Raw genomic sequence first — 14,880 nt, 5'->3', positions numbered from 1 at the left:
ACTCGCATAAAATAAGGAAAGCAGTGTTATTGCAGGCCACCATTATTTCAGGTGAATTGTGACCCAGCCTTCACGATGGAAGGTTTTCTCATGGGTGAGGCCTTGTGCCTGATAAGCCTCAAGCACCATGTCATGCTGGCTGTCGAGAATGCCGGACAGGATGATCGAGCCACTTGGTGCGAGGTGCGACTTCAGCGAAGGCGCAAGTTCCATCAGTGGATTGGCAAGAATATTGGCGACGATCAGATCAAATGGCGTGTAGGAGCGGAAGATCGGGTGGTCGAAGCCTTCGGCCGTGGCAGTGACAACGTGTTCGCTCACGCCATTGAGAACCGTGTTTTCAGCAGCAACGGTGACGGCTACCGGGTCAATATCGGTGGCGAGGACAGGGATCGGTGCAAGCTTGGCGATAGCGATTGCCAGCACAGCGCTTCCCGTTCCGAGATCAAGCGCGTTGGTCGGATGCTCGCGCTCCACCACTTCCTCGATCATTTCGAGGCAGCCAGATGTGGTGCCATGATGGCCTGTGCCAAAAGCAAGCCCGGCATCGATTAAGATCGGAACTTCGTTGGGCTGCAACTTATCGCGATCATGCGAACCATGCACGAAGAAGCAACCTGCACGAACAGGCTTCAGGCCTTCAAGCGAATGTGTAACCCAATCAATGTCCGGCAGTTCTTCAGCTTCAAATTTGCCGGGACCTATCAGCGCGTCGATACGCGCTGCAAGCTCTTCAGCCTCATCTTCGGTATAGACGGATACTTCGAATATCTGACGGTCTTCATCAATCTCGTTGATGGCGATCGGAAAACCATCATCCTCGAATGCGATTTCGAGGATGTTGTAGATTCGTTCGGCTTCCGTCTTGTCTGCCGAAAAGAAAAGGCGTGATTGGGGCATGGATAAAAACTCTCTAAAAGATTCAGAGTAGTTCTTTAACCGTTTGCGCGGCCCTTTGCCAGATTCTTCAACTTTTGCAGCGCTGTATCTGCGTTCTCTTGATAAGCGATAGTGCCACGGAAGCGTCCGCCTTTGTCGAGCAGAAACACGGAAGCCGTGTGATCCACGGTATATTCACCGTCTTCGGTCGGAACCTTTTTCGCATAGATGTGGTAGGACTTAACCACTTCGGCAACGTTTGCTGGCGTGCCGGTTACGCCAATGATGCGGTCAGACACGTTGCTGACATAGGTTTTCATGATTTCCTGCGTATCGCGTTCCGGGTCGACAGAGATGAAATAAGCTTTAATATCAGCGGCTTCCGGCCCAAGCTGCTTCAGATAACCGTCAAGCTCATAAAGTGTGGTTGGGCATACATCCGGGCAATGGGTGAAGCCAAAGAAAACCAGAGATGGGGTGGCACGCAGATCTTTTTCAGTAAAAGGCTGTCCATCCATGGCGACGAGATTAAATGACCCACCGAATGGCTCGTCGGCTGCATTGCGATCACGCAGCATGTTGAAGCCAGCCGCACCGACAATTACGATGATGAAGGCGAAGATGAAGATGGGCAGGAATTTTTTCATGTCCAGTCAGCCTTGAATTTTGTTTTGCGTTTATCGCACATAAGCGCGCTCATTAGAATTTACATCGATCTGCGGCAGGAAAATACTCATATGCAAGCGCATATCGAACTGCCGCGCATTTCGCGGATAGTCTAACAGAATGCAGAGATTTCAGAAAGTTCTGAAATGACGCGGCGTGGTTTAGTCCGGTGTATTTTGGCTATACTGCGCGCTGAGCAGGATAATCAGTTATCCTTGGCTTTTGGCGAAACCATTTGTGCATTGGCTGATCAATGAGAAAATAGGTCGCGAAACCCACAAATATGCAGGATAGAAGCGCGAATACGCTAAAAATGACCAGATAATCGTTGCTGATTCCAAGAAGCCGCCAGACCTGTGTCGCAGCGGAAAGCACGATGCCATGGGTAAGATAAAGCGCGTAGGAAATGTCTCCCAGCCGCTCCGGCCATATATAGCGTTGGACATGGTTGCTTCGCTCGAAAAGAACTGCTGAGAAAACCAGCAGGAAAGCCGGGATTCCAAGTGCGAATGCGCGATGCATGTTCGGGTTGAAGCTCATGACGCTTAGCCATGACAGCAGCGCCAATATTGCCAGAAAGAGCGCAATTTTTCGGGATGCCGGGACCTTGCGAATGAGGACGGCGGCAAAAACACCATATAAAAATTCGAGGATTATTGGGTCAGACCAGTATCGCAGTATCGTGTTTTCTGGCTGTTTCGCCTGTCCGAACGTTGCCAGACCGACAATGACAGTGCTCAGAAGTGCCAGGCGAAGTTTGGCTGGTGCTGCGAGACAGATTGCGAAAACAGCATAGAAAAATATTTCATAATTCAGTGTCCAGCCTGCGACGAGGATGGGATAAATCAATTTTTGGTCAGATACTTCATATGGCAGGAACAGATAGGACGCGATAATATGGCCAAGGTCGAACCGTGTGCTTTGCAACAGCTGCGGCATCAAAAGCGCCATGATCACAATCGCAGTTGTGACCAGCCAGTAGAGCGGAACAATTCTTGCCACGCGTCTATAGGCAAAGTCGACTATCGATGATGAATGACGCTCAGCGGCCGTCCAGATCACAAATCCACTGATGACGAAGAAGATATCAACGCCGCCTTCCAGCGCGCGTGGCCATAGTCCATCGTAACCCAACCTGTTAAGCTGAAATTCGAGATGAACAAAAACGACCGAGAGCGCCGCAACGCCTCTCAAATATTGAATTGAGAGATACAAGTGTTTTCCCCGACCGAATCCCTATTTCACGATATGCTCATTCATGAAAACAATCTAGCCGCGCTGTGATGATTGCATATGTATAACGCTGAGAACTTTGGTTTAATGCCGTACAGATGCGCTGTAATCTATTAAAAATGCCAACTATATTCGTATCTTTCCGGGTGCCGCATTTTTGGTGAAAGCTGCGGGTCGGTCTCCAATCTACAGGGTTTTGAAATGACGCAGGGTGAAGACCTCCGTTTCCAGAATAGTGAGCCGCGTATTCACTCGACAGCTCAGCTCAAAGCTTCGAAACTGGGGCGTTATGCCGACATTGGCGAGCGGGTGATCCTGCGTGAAGTGACTGTCGGCGATTTCACCTATTTTGAGCGAAACGGTGAGGGGATTTACGCCGATATTGGAAAGTTCTGCTCGATTGCGGCCAATGTGCGGATCAACGCACTTGAGCATCCGATGGAGCGGCTAACGACGCATAAGGTAAGTTACCGCCCGAACGAGTATTTCCGTTATCTGGGTGTTGATGGCGATTTTCGCGCAAGGCGGCAGGCGAAGCGTGTCACAATCGGCAATGATGTGTGGATCGGCCATGGCGCTGTTATCATACCGGGGGTGACAGTTGGTCATGGTGCAGTGATCGGGGCGAATGCTGTGGTGACAAAAGATGTGGCGCCTTATCATGTTGTTGGCGGGGTTCCGGCGCGCGTCATCCGCAAGCGCTTTGACGACAAGGTCATCGAGAGATTGCTCAAACTTTGCTGGTGGGATTGGCCGGTGGAAAAGCTCTATGAGGCGGTGCCGGACATTCAGGCACTTGAAATCGAAGCATTTCTGAAAAAATGGAGCGGTTAGGCACACTTCACTTGCGATGCCCGATTTGCTTCGCCATTTTACATATGGAAACTGCTGGAGATATCGAATGTCGAAAATGAACAAGCTCGCCGGACTACTGGTTGCCCCAATGTTGCTTCTTGGCGCTTCAGCTGCCGTGTCTGCCGAGGAGGTTGGTCAGGTTGGTGTGGACTGGCTCGGCAATGACATTGTGATCGATGCGGTGTCTGACCCGAAAGTGAAAGGCGTGACCTGTCATCTCGCGTCATTCTCTCGCGGAATGATTGACCGGTTGCAGAAGGGCAATTGGTTTGAAGATCCGTCCAATGCATCGATTTCCTGCGAACAGACAGGACCGATCAGCATCGGCGATATCAAGCTGGGTAAGGGCGGCGAGCGGGTTTTTTCCGAGCGAACAAGCCTGATCTGGAAGAAGCTGGTCATCACGCGCATCTATGATCAGAAAAACAATACGCTGCTTTATCTCGCACACGCTACTCAGGTGCAGGACGGTTCGGCTAAGACATCGCTGTCGACAGTTCCGCTCTTCAAAGGTGATGTGACCTGGGAAAATGGAAAGCCGGAGTAATCTCCGGCTAACACTGTTTTCATCGTTTAGGCGCGCTGAACAAAACTGTCGAGAACACGCTTCTGACCGGCTTTGTCGAAATCGATTGTGAGCTTGTTGCCGTCGATTGTCGCAATTGTACCGTTTCCAAACTTGATGTGGAACACGCGGTCGCCAACGAAAAAGTTCGACGGCTTGTCGGCCACTGATTTCGCAACCAGTTCGCCATCAATCGTACGGCCTTTGACAGAACCACGACCGGCACCGAAACCGGAGTCCGTTTCGCCATAGCCGATGCGTTCTACATTGGCTCCGGAGCGCGAACCCCAATTGTTACGTGTCGCATCCGTGCGGTTTTGCTGCGCGCGCTGCCAGCCGGGCGTTGAATAGGTGTTCTGGAATGGATCGGCCTTGTCGAAGCGCGATTGTCCATAACCGCTATTACCATAGCCGCCGTAATTGCCTTCCATTTCGGCCACTTCCACATGCGTTTCCGGAAGTTCTTCCAGAAAGCGGGACGGAATGGTCGATTGCCACATGCCATGGATACGGCGGTTGGAAACGAACCAGATATGCAGGTTCTTTTTGGCGCGCGTGACGCCGACATAGGCGAGGCGGCGTTCTTCTTCCAAGCCGGAACGTCCGCCTTCATCCAGCGTACGCTGGTGCGGAAACAGGCCTTCTTCCCAACCGGGCAGGAAGACGGTTTCAAATTCGAGACCTTTGGCAGAGTGGAGCGTCATGATGTTGACGGCATCCATATCTTCGTTCTTCTCAGCATCCATGACGAGCGCGACATGCTCAAGGAAACCGCGCAGGCTCTCATATTCCTCCATGGAACGGATAAGTTCCTTAAGGTTTTCGAGGCGTCCCGGCGCTTCTGCCGATTTGTCGTTCTGCCACATGGCCGTATAGCCGGACTCATCCAGAATGTTTTCTGCCAGTTCCGTATGCGGCGTATTGTCGATGAGCGATTGCCAGCGGCGGAAATTATCGACCACTTCACGCAGCGCCGAGCGCGGCTTGGGCTTCAGCTCTTCGGTTTCAACCAGATCGCAGGCCGCTGCAAACATCGAAATGTCGCGCGCGCGGGCATAATCATGCACCTGACGAATTGCTGCTTCACCAAGGCCGCGTTTCGGCGTGTTGATGATGCGTTCAAGCGCCAGATCATCTGCGGGTTGGGCCACAACGCGCAAATAAGCCATGGCATCGCGGATTTCGAGGCGTTCATAGAAACGCGGACCACCGATAACCCGGTAATTGAGGCCGAGCGTCACAAAGCGGTCTTCGAACTCGCGCATCTGGAACGATGCGCGCACAAGGATCGCCATGTTGTTGAGCAAATGCCCCTGACGCTGCGCCTGTTCGATGGCTTCACCAACTGCGCGGGCTTCTTCTTCCGAATCCCATGCGGCATGGATTTTGACTTTAGGATCGTCGGGGTTCGGGGCTTCCGTGAACAGCGTCTTACCGAGGCGACCTTCGTTATGCGCGATCAGATGGGCGGCTGTACCCAGAATATGTGCGGTCGAGCGGTAGTTACGCTCAAGCTTAATGACCACTGCGCCCGGAAAATCCTTGTCAAAGCGGAGAATATTATCCACTTCCGCACCGCGCCAGCCATAGATGGATTGATCGTCATCACCGACGCAGCACAGATTGACTTTGTTGTCGCCCGCGCCGAGTTCGCTATGCTCACCGGTTCCACGGACTGAATTTCCTGCGGGCGCGGGTGCCGTCGTCCTTGATTTCGGACGCTGGGCAAGCAGACGCAGCCACATATATTGGGCGGTGTTGGTGTCCTGATACTCGTCTACCAGAATATAGCGGAACTTCGCATGGTATTCGCGAAGAATATCCGGGTGATTGCGGAAGATGCGGATTGGGTGCAGCAGCAAATCGCCAAAATCGCAGGCGTTCAGTGTACGTAGGCGCTCCTGATAGGCATGATAAAGTTCACGGCCTTTGCCATTGCCGAATGAACGTGCATCGCCTTCCGGAATATCTGCGGGACCAAAGCCCTTGTTCTTCCAGCCATCGATCATATTGGCGAATGTGCGGGCAGGCCAGCGCTTGTCGTCCAGACCTTCGGCCTGAATAAGCTGCTTGATCAACCGGATCACATCGTCGGTATCGAGAATGGTGAAATCGGAAGTGAGATTCACCAGCTCTGCATGACGACGCAAAAGCTTCACGCCGATAGAGTGGAATGTTCCGAGCCACGGCATGCCTTCGACAGCACCGCCGACCAGATGGCCGATACGCTCCTTCATCTCGCGCGCAGCCTTGTTGGTGAAGGTCACTGCAAGGATCTGGCTCGGATAGGCAAGGCCGGTCGTCAGAATATGCGCGATGCGTGTGGTGAGTACGCGTGTCTTGCCGGTGCCTGCACCCGCAAGAACCAGAACCGGACCTTCGGTGGTGAGGACGGCCTGGCGCTGTTCAGGGTTCAAGCCCTGTAAATAATCAGGCTCACCGCGTTGCTGGTTGCGTGCGGCCATGGCACGCGCTGCAATACTTCCGGCCGCTGGCGCGCGGTCAGCCGGTGCTTCATCGCCGAAGAACGGCATATCATCAGGGAAATCGGACATTGCTACCGAATGTAGTGATTCGCTGATGAAAAACCAGCGAAAGCGTGAAATTACTCAAGCTGCGTGACGCGCCGGTCGGTGAAATTGAGGCGGTGCGAAGCGAGAGCTTCGACCAGTCCAAGCATTTCCGGCTCGCGGCTCAACAGATCATCGAGTTCTGTCATCTGGTTCATGGCGATCAGACGAAGAATGTCATCGCGGATCGTGCCATCGGCTCGACGCGGCAAATGTGCGACCGGCTGGATGAGTTCGAGCTTGGTGCCCTTGAGCCGTACGCGCAGGCTCTTTTCATCCGCATCAAGCGTTTCAACGAAAGCATAGAGGCCGACGCCTTTCGCTGGCAGCGAATAAAGCGCCAGCGCCACATCTTTAACGCGCGGATCGGATTTGAGGGCGGCCATGATGGCCGGGCCTTCATTATCGATGCGGTCGCCTGTACCTTCACCGTCCGACCAATTGAAGATGCCACGGGTGATGAAGTTGTAAACCTTCTTGCCGGTTGCCAGCCAGATACGTGACGGTAGTGAGCGGCGCGCCAGAATGCGCTTTTCAGTCGGCGTCATCAGATCGGCGGCAAAGGCGCGCTTCTGCTTAATGAGATGTCGAAAATCTTCGTAGGCCAACAGGCGATAGAGCCCACCACGACGACGATGCACGCTTGCAAGCTGGAAATCGATGACGGCCGCTTCGCCTTCTGGTGTCATCAGCCAGTTTTGCGGCTTGGCAAGGTCATTATGCGTAACGCCAAGGCGACGCATGTCGCGTAGAATACGGTGTGCCGTACGATACCATTTTGGATCAGAAGGCCGCGCAAGATGCAGCGGCGTACCTTCTGTCCATGAACGATAGAGGCCATCGCGGTCAGTATAAAGAAGCTGTGGAACGCCCTCGATGCCACGCACTGTCTTCAGTCCGCGGATTTCGCGACGCGCCAGAATCCAGGCAAGCGGCTTTGACCACCATGGTGCAGCGCTGACCACGCGACGGATGATCCGCGTGTCGGGATCGCCTGCAAAATAACCTGCGCGTGTTTCGGAAAACACGTCGCGTTTAAAGACGGCGGTTTCCACAAACTCCGGTATGCGGTCACCTTTTGCGGTTACATCAATATTTGGGTTCTGAGCCATGAAGTTCCACTAACCGCTTGTGTCCCATCAATCAAGTTTGAAGGCATGGTTCAGCTGTTGCAATCATATGAATGAGGGCGCAAAAGAACTCACATAGCGTTTAAAGCATGTCGTTATCGGAAAACCGGTTCCCACTTTTCCGCGACATGCTCAGGGGAGAAGAAAAACATGGCGCAGAGTGACGATATCAAGCAGATCATCCGGCAGGAACAGGCGTTGATTTTCACGTCTTTCAATGAAAACGACGCGTTTTCACTGGGCCATCGGATACGTGATCTGGCTGTAAAGCAAAAGCTTGCAGTTGCCATTGATATATCGCTCTGGGATCGCCGCTTGTTCTTTGCTGCAACAGCCGGAACGACTGTGGACAACAGTGAATGGCTTCGCCGCAAGTTCAACGTCGTGCGCCGCTTTCACGTTTCGAGCTACCGCCTTGTTCTGGAACAGAACCGCGACGACAAGATGTTCGCTGCACACAAGGCGCTGGATGTGGCAGATTATGCATTGGCGGGCGGCGGCTTTCCAATCCATGTGGCGGGAGCGGGGGTCATTGGAACGGCTATTGTTTCCGGTCTGCCGCAGCGCGAGGATCACAACCTTGTTGTGCGGGCTATTGCCGAGCATCTGGGGCAAGACCCGGTCGCGCTGGCTTTGGCTTCTGCTTGAACTTTGAAATACGGAGAATGAACGATGTCGCTTCAGAATGTGGTTGCTCTTCAGCGTAATGAGGAGGGCATTGCCGCCGCAGTTGCAATGCTGAAACAGCATTTTGGTGAACGCGCGCAGACGGGGCAAGCAATCCGCGAGCAGCATGGCCACACGACGACCTATGTGCCAACGCAGGCACCGGACATTGTCATTTTTGCGCAGACAACTGAAAATGTGCAGGATGTGGTCCGCATCTGCGCTGAGCATAAGGTGCCGGTGATTGCTTTTGGTGCCGGCTCTTCGCTTGAGGGACAGGTGAACGCGCCTGCTGGCGGCGTGTCGATTGATCTTACCCATATGAATCGCGTGCTGGCAGTTCATGCGGAAGATCTTGATTGCGTGATTGAGCCGGGAATTACGCGGCGCGAACTCAATGAATATCTGCGCGATACGGGGCTGTTTTTTCCGATTGATCCCGGTGCCAATGCTACCCTTGGCGGTATGGCTTCAACCCGTGCCTCCGGTACCAATGCCGTGCGCTATGGCACGATGCGCGAGAACGTACTGGCGCTTAAAGCCGTTATGCCCGATGGGCGTCTGATCGAAACATCGAAGCGTGTGAAAAAGACTGCTGCGGGCTACGATCTCACAAGGCTCTTGATCGGCTCGGAAGGTACACTCGGCATCATCACTGAACTCACATTGAAATTGCAGGGCATCCCGCAGGCAGTATCGGGCGGTATCTGTCCATTCCCCGATGTTGAATCGGCCTGCCGCGCAGTGATCGAAACCATTCAGATGGGTATTCCGGTTGCGCGCATCGAGCTGGTCAATAAACTCCAGATGGAAGCGTTGATCTTGCATTCCAAACTGCCTTATGATGCGCAGCCCTATCTGTTCGTAGAGTTCCACGGCACGGAAACCGGCGTTGCCGAGCAGGCGGAAATCTTTGGCGAAATCGCTGCGGAAAACGGTGGCGGAGAATTCCGCTGGACCAATGATCCGGAAGAGCGCGACCGGCTTTGGCGTGCGCGGCACGATGCCTATCTCGCCTCCTTCCTTCTGCGTCCGGGCGCCAAGGGTGTTTCGACGGATGTTTGCGTGCCGATCTCGCGCCTTGCCGATTGCATTGCAGAAACTGAAAAAGACCTGGCTGAAAGCGGATTGATCGCGCCGGTCGTCGGTCATGTTGGTGACGGCAATTTCCATCTGCTGCTTCTGCTCGATACCGATGACGCATCGGAGATGGAACGCGCCGAAGATTTCATGGATCGTCTGGTCAGGCGGGCAATTGCCATGGAAGGCACCTGCACGGGCGAACACGGTATCGGACAGGGCAAGATGAAATATCTTCCCATGGAGCTTGGCGAAGCGACTGATTACATGCGGATGATCAAGAAAGCGATCGATCCGAACAACATTATGAACCCAGGAAAAATCCTGATTTCCTGATTCAAATCAGCCATTTGAATCGTCTTTTTGAGAAGGCGATTCAATATCGTTCATGAATCAGCCGTGAATCGCTTCGGCGAAAGGCAATTTGCCTTGTTATCGCCGGAACGATGCCGTTATGTTGCACCGATAAAGACCGCGTGATTCACCCTTTGTTTCATGCGGCGAGCATAAGCATTTTATCGGAGCTTCGTTTGGGCCGCATATTCGTCATCGTGGGTGGATTGCTGGTGCTGCTTTTGACGGCAGCGCTCGTCGTGCCACCATTTGTCGACTGGAGCGGCTATCGTGCCGATTTCGAACGTGAAGCAAGTCGGATACTTGGCCGTCCGGTCCATGTAACGGGTGATGTGAGTGCGCGCCTCTTACCTTTTCCGTCTGTGGCGTTTTCCGATGTTCGCGTGGGTGCTGATGCAGCCCATCCGGTGATGACTGTCGATACGTTTTCGATGGATGCCGAACTGATGCCGTTTCTGCGCGGGCAGCTCCTGATTTTCGATATGCGCGTCGAGCGTCCGCAGGCGATTATTTCTCTCGATAAGGACGGTAAGGTGGATTGGGCAATTCGTCCCTCCACGCCAATTGACCCTTCCCATATCAAGGTCGAGCGGCTTTCAATCCTGGATGGCACAGCAACGTTACACGATGAAGCAAGCGGACGTATTCATACGGCCACTTCCATCAATGCGGTGATGTCTGCGAATAGCTTGTCGGGACCTTGGCAGGCAAACGGCACATTGGATATGGAAGGGCAGAAACTCGCGCTTGATCTCAACAGCGGTGAGGCGAAACCTGATGGCTCGCTGCGGTTAAAAGCACGCATTTCTCCCGATGCGATTCCAGCATCCTTTGAAACGGATGGTGATATTACGCTCAAGGATGGTCGGCTTGAGTACGCAGGTAATTTTTCGCTTCGTTCGGCGGATGCCGTTGCGCTGAACACCAAAAATCAAAAGAAACCAGCAGATAAGCCGTTTTTTAGCGACTTGCGGGTATCGGGAAAGTTCGACGCGGATAGAAGCCGGTTTGATGCCAGCGAATTCCGTATGGAACAGGGGCCTGCTGATAATCCTTATGTGGTGAACGGCAAAGCATTTATTGATTACGGCGATACGCCCCGTTTCGATATCAGTGCCGATGGTCAGCAGATTTTTTGGGGCCCCGTCGAGACAACAGAAGACCAGCAAATGGCTGTGCCTGTCGGTGATCGTGTGGTCCTTGTCCGCCGTATGCTCGAACAATTGCCGATACCCGGAATGCCCGGCAATGTGGAGCTGCGTTTGCCTGCGGTCATTGCCGGGGGCACCACAATTCGCTCGGTGACGATCAGTGCAGGGCCTGACGGCAATGGCTGGAATATCCGTCAGTTTGCAGCTGATCTGCCGGGACGCACGAAGATCGAAGCGAAGGGCAGGCTTTCGGTTGGCAAGGATTTTGGCTTTGCAGGCGATATGCTTGTTGCTTCGCGCCAGCCGTCAGGTCTTGCTTCGTGGCTCAATGAAACAGTCGATGAATCGATCCGCAAGCTTGATAGCGTCGGCTTTTCCGGCAAGGTCAATCTGCGTGATGGCATGCAGAGCATTGACGAACTGGAAGTCGGACTGGGGCAGACATCGCTGAAAGGCAGCTTCTTACGGCAGGTTGCGGGTTCTGCTGAACCAGCCATTACGCTACGGCTTCATGGTGGCGCAGTCGATAGCAATGCGTTGAGAGCATTTACAGGCTTTTTCTCAAGTGGTCATGGCATGGCTTCCCTTGAAGGACAGGCGCTGGATATCGGTTTCAAGGCTGGTCCGGTCCAGTATGAGGACATGGAAGCGGGTGGTGTTGATCTTTCCGTGCGGGTACATGGCGGGCGCTTTGATTTTGACCGCCTGATGGTCAACGATGTCGCGGGCACCACCTTAACAGCAACGGGTGCTTATGAGCCGTTTGCATCGGCGCCGTCAGGTTCGCTGGATGCCACTTTGCTGTCTGCCGATCTGTCGCATTTTCTGACGCTGGTCGCCCATCGCCATCCCCAGATCCCATTGTTCAGGTCGCTTTCATCGCGCGCGGACAATTATCCGGGTCTGTTTGACGATACGGAGATTAATATTATCGCCAATGCGGTCGCAGCCCCTCATGGCAATGCCGCGCCAATGCCCGCCACAGGCAAGAGTGTTGGCAAGGACAAGAGTTCACGCACCAAAGAGGCGAACACAAAAAACCCCGCCAGGGGTGGGGAAGCATCTTTCAGCGTGACCGGCAAAGCTGGTGGAATGAAACTCGATCTCTCAGGTACAACGAGCGGCGGCAGTTCCGAGAGTGACCCGATGCAAATGCAGCTGAGCGGCACTGCGACATCGCAGAACGGAGAAACTGTTCTTGCGCTTCTGGGCGTGCCTTCATTGCCTCTCGGGCTTGCTGGCGAGTTGACCGCGGATTTGACTATGCAGGGTGCTCCAAGCGCGGGTATGCGGACACAACTCAAGCTGACGGCGCCTGATGGAACAGCTGACGCCGATGGTATCCTCTCTCTTGTTGGTGGTGATATCGCGGCAAGCGGTAAGGCGCAGGTGAAGTCCGCTGATTTACAGCCGTTTATCGCAACTGCGGGTTATACGCTGCCGGGATTTGGTGAAGGACTGTCCGCGGATCTTTCCAGTGACTTTCAATTTGCCAAAGGTCTTCTTCGCCTCCCGAATTTTTCAGGAAAGCTCGGTAGCGATGACGTTTCCGCCCGCATAGAGGCGAATTTTTCTGACAGCGGCCTGCCGCAGCTCAAAGGTGAAGCCAAGCTTGCTTCCATTGAGCTGGATAGTCTTGCTGCGATTATGTTGGGGCTTGACGCTGTTGAGCCTGTAAAGCCGTCTAAAGCAACGATCTGGCCAAAGATACCATTTGCCGTGCGGCCTTCCTTGCCGTTGCTCATTGATATGAAGCTTACTGCAACGCAGGCTCATATGGACGGGTTTGGAGCTTTGAACGACTTTTCTACCCGGCTCCAGAAGGGCATGGATGATCTCACTCTTGGGGAGCTGACAGGTAACTGGGCGGGTGGTTATCTGGTCGGTAATGTTTCGTTGCGTAACAATGACAAAACCGCGCTTTTGACTTCGGATCTCAAATGGAGTGGTGCGGCACTTCAGGATTTTTATCGTCTGCCAGATGGTAGCAGCCCCCTCTCAGGCACGGTGAAGGCAGCTTTGTCTTTGAATGGCAGCGGTACGAGCGTTGCTGATCTTGTTTCATCACTCGCAGGAACAGGCAGCGCGGATATTGAGAATTTTGCGATCAATGGTCTTGATCAGAACGCTTTCCCGGGGATGCTGACAGCGGCTGATGCCATGGGCGATCAACCTGCGGGCGCATCGCAGCCCGATGCAAAGCAGTTCGCCGCGATTGCAGATAAAGCAGTTGGCCAGGGGCATTTTGTTGCAGGTAATCCGCGATTTGATTTCACAGTTGCCGGGGGTATTGCACGACTGGCACCGATTAGTCTCAGTTCAGGCGACACGGTACTGGCAGGGGATTTGCAGTTGGATCTCTCCACACTGCGTCTGAACGGAGAGGGCAGTTTCTCTTTCAACCAAGTTGAAGCCACACAGTCTGGCAGCGCCGCCAATCTGCGGTATTCAATCGGTGGGACTTATGAAGAACCATCGGTTCAGTTTGATCGCCAGCCTTTGGTTCAGTTCCTGACGCAACGTGCGCTTGAGCGGGAACAGGAACGGGTCGAGGCCATGCAGGCCAGCGTCATGGAAAAGCAGCGCTTGCGCCGCCAGCTTGATCTGCTTTCATCGGACGCGCAGGAGCGTGAACGTTTGAGGCTCGAAGAAGAAGCACGCCGCAAGGCCGAGGCTGAAGCGCGGGAGCAGGCTGCACGAGATGCTTTGGAAGCACAGCGCCCTGCAGTGGGTGGCAATCCGCCAACCCAGCTGGATGGGCAGGGCGGACAGTCGCTGAATGAGTTTCTGAAGGATTTAGAGCAATCGCCGACTACGGTGCCGAGCCCTCAGCCTTAGAGCGCGTTTCGATCTGATTGAATCAGATCGGCGCTCTAAGGCCTTATATTCGAAACATAATCTTATCGATCCTCGTTTCACTCCGGTCGGATTATGCTCTAAATCTGAAGCCGCGATTTCAGCCAGTCGAGTACATAAAGGCGCAGGGCGGATGAGAGGTTGATCGTGCGATCGCGCTGTCCATCGATCTCGGCAATCAGCGATGCCACGGAAACCTGTCGGCTCTGTGCGATTTCTTCAAGGATTTCGAAGAACGGTTCTTCAAGCGTATAGCTTGTGGCATGGCCGCGGATAGTGACAGAGCGCTTTCGCAAGCGGGCTGACTGGTTCACGTGTTGTCATCCGGTTTATCGCGCGAATCGAGTTTGTTGTGAGTGAGAAAACCCTCTACCTTACGGGCTTCTGCTTGCGCGAAATCCTTTTCGGCCTTGGTCCTGCCAAATAGAATTCTGTTCTGTTCAGCTTGCTTTTCCTTGGAGGCACGCGCTTTGTTCTTTTTGAACTGGCGCAGATTAACGATTTCGCTCATGAATGCCTGCCGTAACAATAAGCTGCCAGAGGATAATAGCCTCGATGCCTTTATTTACCTGGCTTTTTCGGGTTGGTGAACCACCATATCAGCAGCGAGAGTATCACGAGCAAAAGCAGTCCGAAAGTCATCTGCCACAGCGGAAAATTGGGTGCGTCTTTAGCGACAAAGAAGCCCGCGACGATACCGCTAAACCATAAGACAATCTGAGCAATAAAACGCAGCATGATAAAACCGATCCAGATGAGTTGCCGTCGATCCATTACTGACAGATTAATAATCTGCGTGCTTTGATTAAAGTCAATTGCCAAGCAGCTGCTGATGACAAGCGGTGAACTTTTAGAGCCCAAAAGCAACGCGCCGG

At 53.5% G+C, this 14,880-nt stretch carries 13 protein-coding genes; 5 read left to right on the top strand and 8 right to left on the bottom strand.

The window, feature by feature from the left end:
* Positions 1-42: 42 nt before the first annotated feature.
* The 3 genes from CEV33_RS07930 to CEV33_RS07920 form a co-directional block, all read right to left on the bottom strand.
* Positions 43-900, bottom strand: a complete 858-nt coding sequence (locus CEV33_RS07930; RefSeq protein ID WP_094539914.1) for a 50S ribosomal protein L11 methyltransferase — start codon at positions 898-900, stop codon at positions 43-45.
* A 35-nt stretch (positions 901-935) separates the two neighbouring features.
* Entirely contained in the window at positions 936-1,526 is a 591-nt protein-coding gene (locus tag CEV33_RS07925) for an SCO family protein (protein WP_094539912.1), read from the bottom strand.
* Between the two features lie 199 nt (positions 1,527-1,725).
* The gene (locus CEV33_RS07920) at positions 1,726-2,760 is read right to left on the bottom strand and encodes an acyltransferase family protein (RefSeq protein ID WP_094539911.1); all 1,035 of its coding nucleotides are present in this window, start codon (positions 2,758-2,760) and stop codon (positions 1,726-1,728) included.
* Between the two features lie 219 nt (positions 2,761-2,979).
* Between CEV33_RS07920 and CEV33_RS07915 the strand changes: the two genes are divergently transcribed.
* Together CEV33_RS07915 and CEV33_RS07910 are read left to right on the top strand one after the other, a co-directional pair.
* Positions 2,980-3,612 carry a DapH/DapD/GlmU-related protein gene (locus CEV33_RS07915; protein WP_094539909.1) on the top strand — a complete coding sequence of 211 codons (633 nt, stop codon included), beginning with the start codon at positions 2,980-2,982 and terminating at the stop codon, positions 3,610-3,612.
* A gap of 67 nt (positions 3,613-3,679) precedes the next feature.
* Positions 3,680-4,180, top strand: a complete 501-nt coding sequence (locus tag CEV33_RS07910) for a CreA family protein (RefSeq protein WP_094539907.1) — start codon at positions 3,680-3,682, stop codon at positions 4,178-4,180.
* A 26-nt stretch (positions 4,181-4,206) separates the two neighbouring features.
* Here the strand turns inward: CEV33_RS07910 and CEV33_RS07905 are convergent, their stop codons facing one another.
* A complete protein-coding gene (locus tag CEV33_RS07905; protein WP_094539906.1) occupies positions 4,207-6,753 on the bottom strand; it encodes an ATP-dependent helicase in 2,547 nt (848 codons plus the stop codon).
* Between the two features lie 50 nt (positions 6,754-6,803).
* Entirely contained in the window at positions 6,804-7,880 is a 1,077-nt protein-coding gene (locus CEV33_RS07900) for a serine/threonine protein kinase (RefSeq protein WP_094539905.1), read from the bottom strand.
* A 168-nt stretch (positions 7,881-8,048) separates the two neighbouring features.
* Between CEV33_RS07900 and CEV33_RS07895 the strand changes: the two genes are divergently transcribed.
* The 3 genes from CEV33_RS07895 (at position 8,049) to CEV33_RS07885 (ending at position 13,987) form a co-directional block, all read left to right on the top strand.
* The gene (locus CEV33_RS07895; protein ID WP_094539903.1) at positions 8,049-8,546 is read left to right on the top strand and encodes a heme-degrading domain-containing protein; all 498 of its coding nucleotides are present in this window, start codon (positions 8,049-8,051) and stop codon (positions 8,544-8,546) included.
* 24 nt (positions 8,547-8,570) lie between these two features.
* Positions 8,571-9,980, top strand: a complete 1,410-nt coding sequence (locus CEV33_RS07890) for an FAD-binding oxidoreductase (RefSeq protein ID WP_094539902.1) — start codon at positions 8,571-8,573, stop codon at positions 9,978-9,980.
* A 194-nt stretch (positions 9,981-10,174) separates the two neighbouring features.
* Entirely contained in the window at positions 10,175-13,987 is a 3,813-nt protein-coding gene (locus CEV33_RS07885) for an AsmA family protein (protein ID WP_094539900.1), read from the top strand.
* A gap of 98 nt (positions 13,988-14,085) precedes the next feature.
* On the opposite strand, the gene CEV33_RS07880 is transcribed toward CEV33_RS07885, so the two are convergent.
* Genes CEV33_RS07880 through CEV33_RS23975 form a run of 3 tightly spaced genes read right to left on the bottom strand, consistent with a single transcriptional unit; the run spans position 14,086 to position 14,743 of the window.
* Complete coding sequence (locus tag CEV33_RS07880) at positions 14,086-14,319, bottom strand: ribbon-helix-helix domain-containing protein (protein ID WP_094539899.1); 234 nt, start codon at positions 14,317-14,319, stop codon at positions 14,086-14,088.
* Positions 14,316-14,516, bottom strand: a complete 201-nt coding sequence (locus CEV33_RS07875) for a DUF4169 family protein (protein ID WP_094539897.1) — start codon at positions 14,514-14,516, stop codon at positions 14,316-14,318. The genes CEV33_RS07880 and CEV33_RS07875 overlap by 4 nt, the downstream gene beginning before the upstream one ends.
* 50 nt (positions 14,517-14,566) lie before the next feature.
* Positions 14,567-14,743, bottom strand: a complete 177-nt coding sequence (locus CEV33_RS23975; protein WP_167388136.1) for a hypothetical protein — start codon at positions 14,741-14,743, stop codon at positions 14,567-14,569.
* Positions 14,744-14,880: the final 137 nt, after the last annotated feature.

The organism is Brucella grignonensis (assembly GCF_002252505.1).
Taxonomy (GTDB): Bacteria; Pseudomonadota; Alphaproteobacteria; order Rhizobiales; family Rhizobiaceae; genus Brucella; species Brucella grignonensis.
Note: the sequence above shows the minus strand (reverse complement) of the source record. Positions and strands in the feature narration are given on the sequence as shown.

Excerpts from the sequence above, each read along its gene's own strand:
- CEV33_RS07930 (WP_094539914.1), bottom strand. The coding sequence starts at position 900 with ATGCCCCAATCACGCCTTTTCTTTTCGGCAGACAAGACGGAAGCCGAA.
- CEV33_RS07925 (WP_094539912.1), bottom strand. The coding sequence starts at position 1,526 with ATGAAAAAATTCCTGCCCATCTTCATCTTCGCCTTCATCATCGTAATT.
- CEV33_RS07915 (WP_094539909.1), top strand. The coding sequence starts at position 2,980 with ATGACGCAGGGTGAAGACCTCCGTTTCCAGAATAGTGAGCCGCGTATT.
- CEV33_RS07910 (WP_094539907.1), top strand. The coding sequence starts at position 3,680 with ATGTCGAAAATGAACAAGCTCGCCGGACTACTGGTTGCCCCAATGTTG.
- CEV33_RS07905 (WP_094539906.1), bottom strand. The coding sequence starts at position 6,753 with ATGTCCGATTTCCCTGATGATATGCCGTTCTTCGGCGATGAAGCACCG.
- CEV33_RS07900 (WP_094539905.1), bottom strand. The coding sequence starts at position 7,880 with ATGGCTCAGAACCCAAATATTGATGTAACCGCAAAAGGTGACCGCATA.
- CEV33_RS07895 (WP_094539903.1), top strand. The coding sequence starts at position 8,049 with ATGGCGCAGAGTGACGATATCAAGCAGATCATCCGGCAGGAACAGGCG.
- CEV33_RS07890 (WP_094539902.1), top strand. The coding sequence starts at position 8,571 with ATGTCGCTTCAGAATGTGGTTGCTCTTCAGCGTAATGAGGAGGGCATT.
- CEV33_RS07875 (WP_094539897.1), bottom strand. The coding sequence starts at position 14,516 with ATGAGCGAAATCGTTAATCTGCGCCAGTTCAAAAAGAACAAAGCGCGT.
- CEV33_RS23975 (WP_167388136.1), bottom strand. The coding sequence starts at position 14,743 with ATGCTGCGTTTTATTGCTCAGATTGTCTTATGGTTTAGCGGTATCGTC.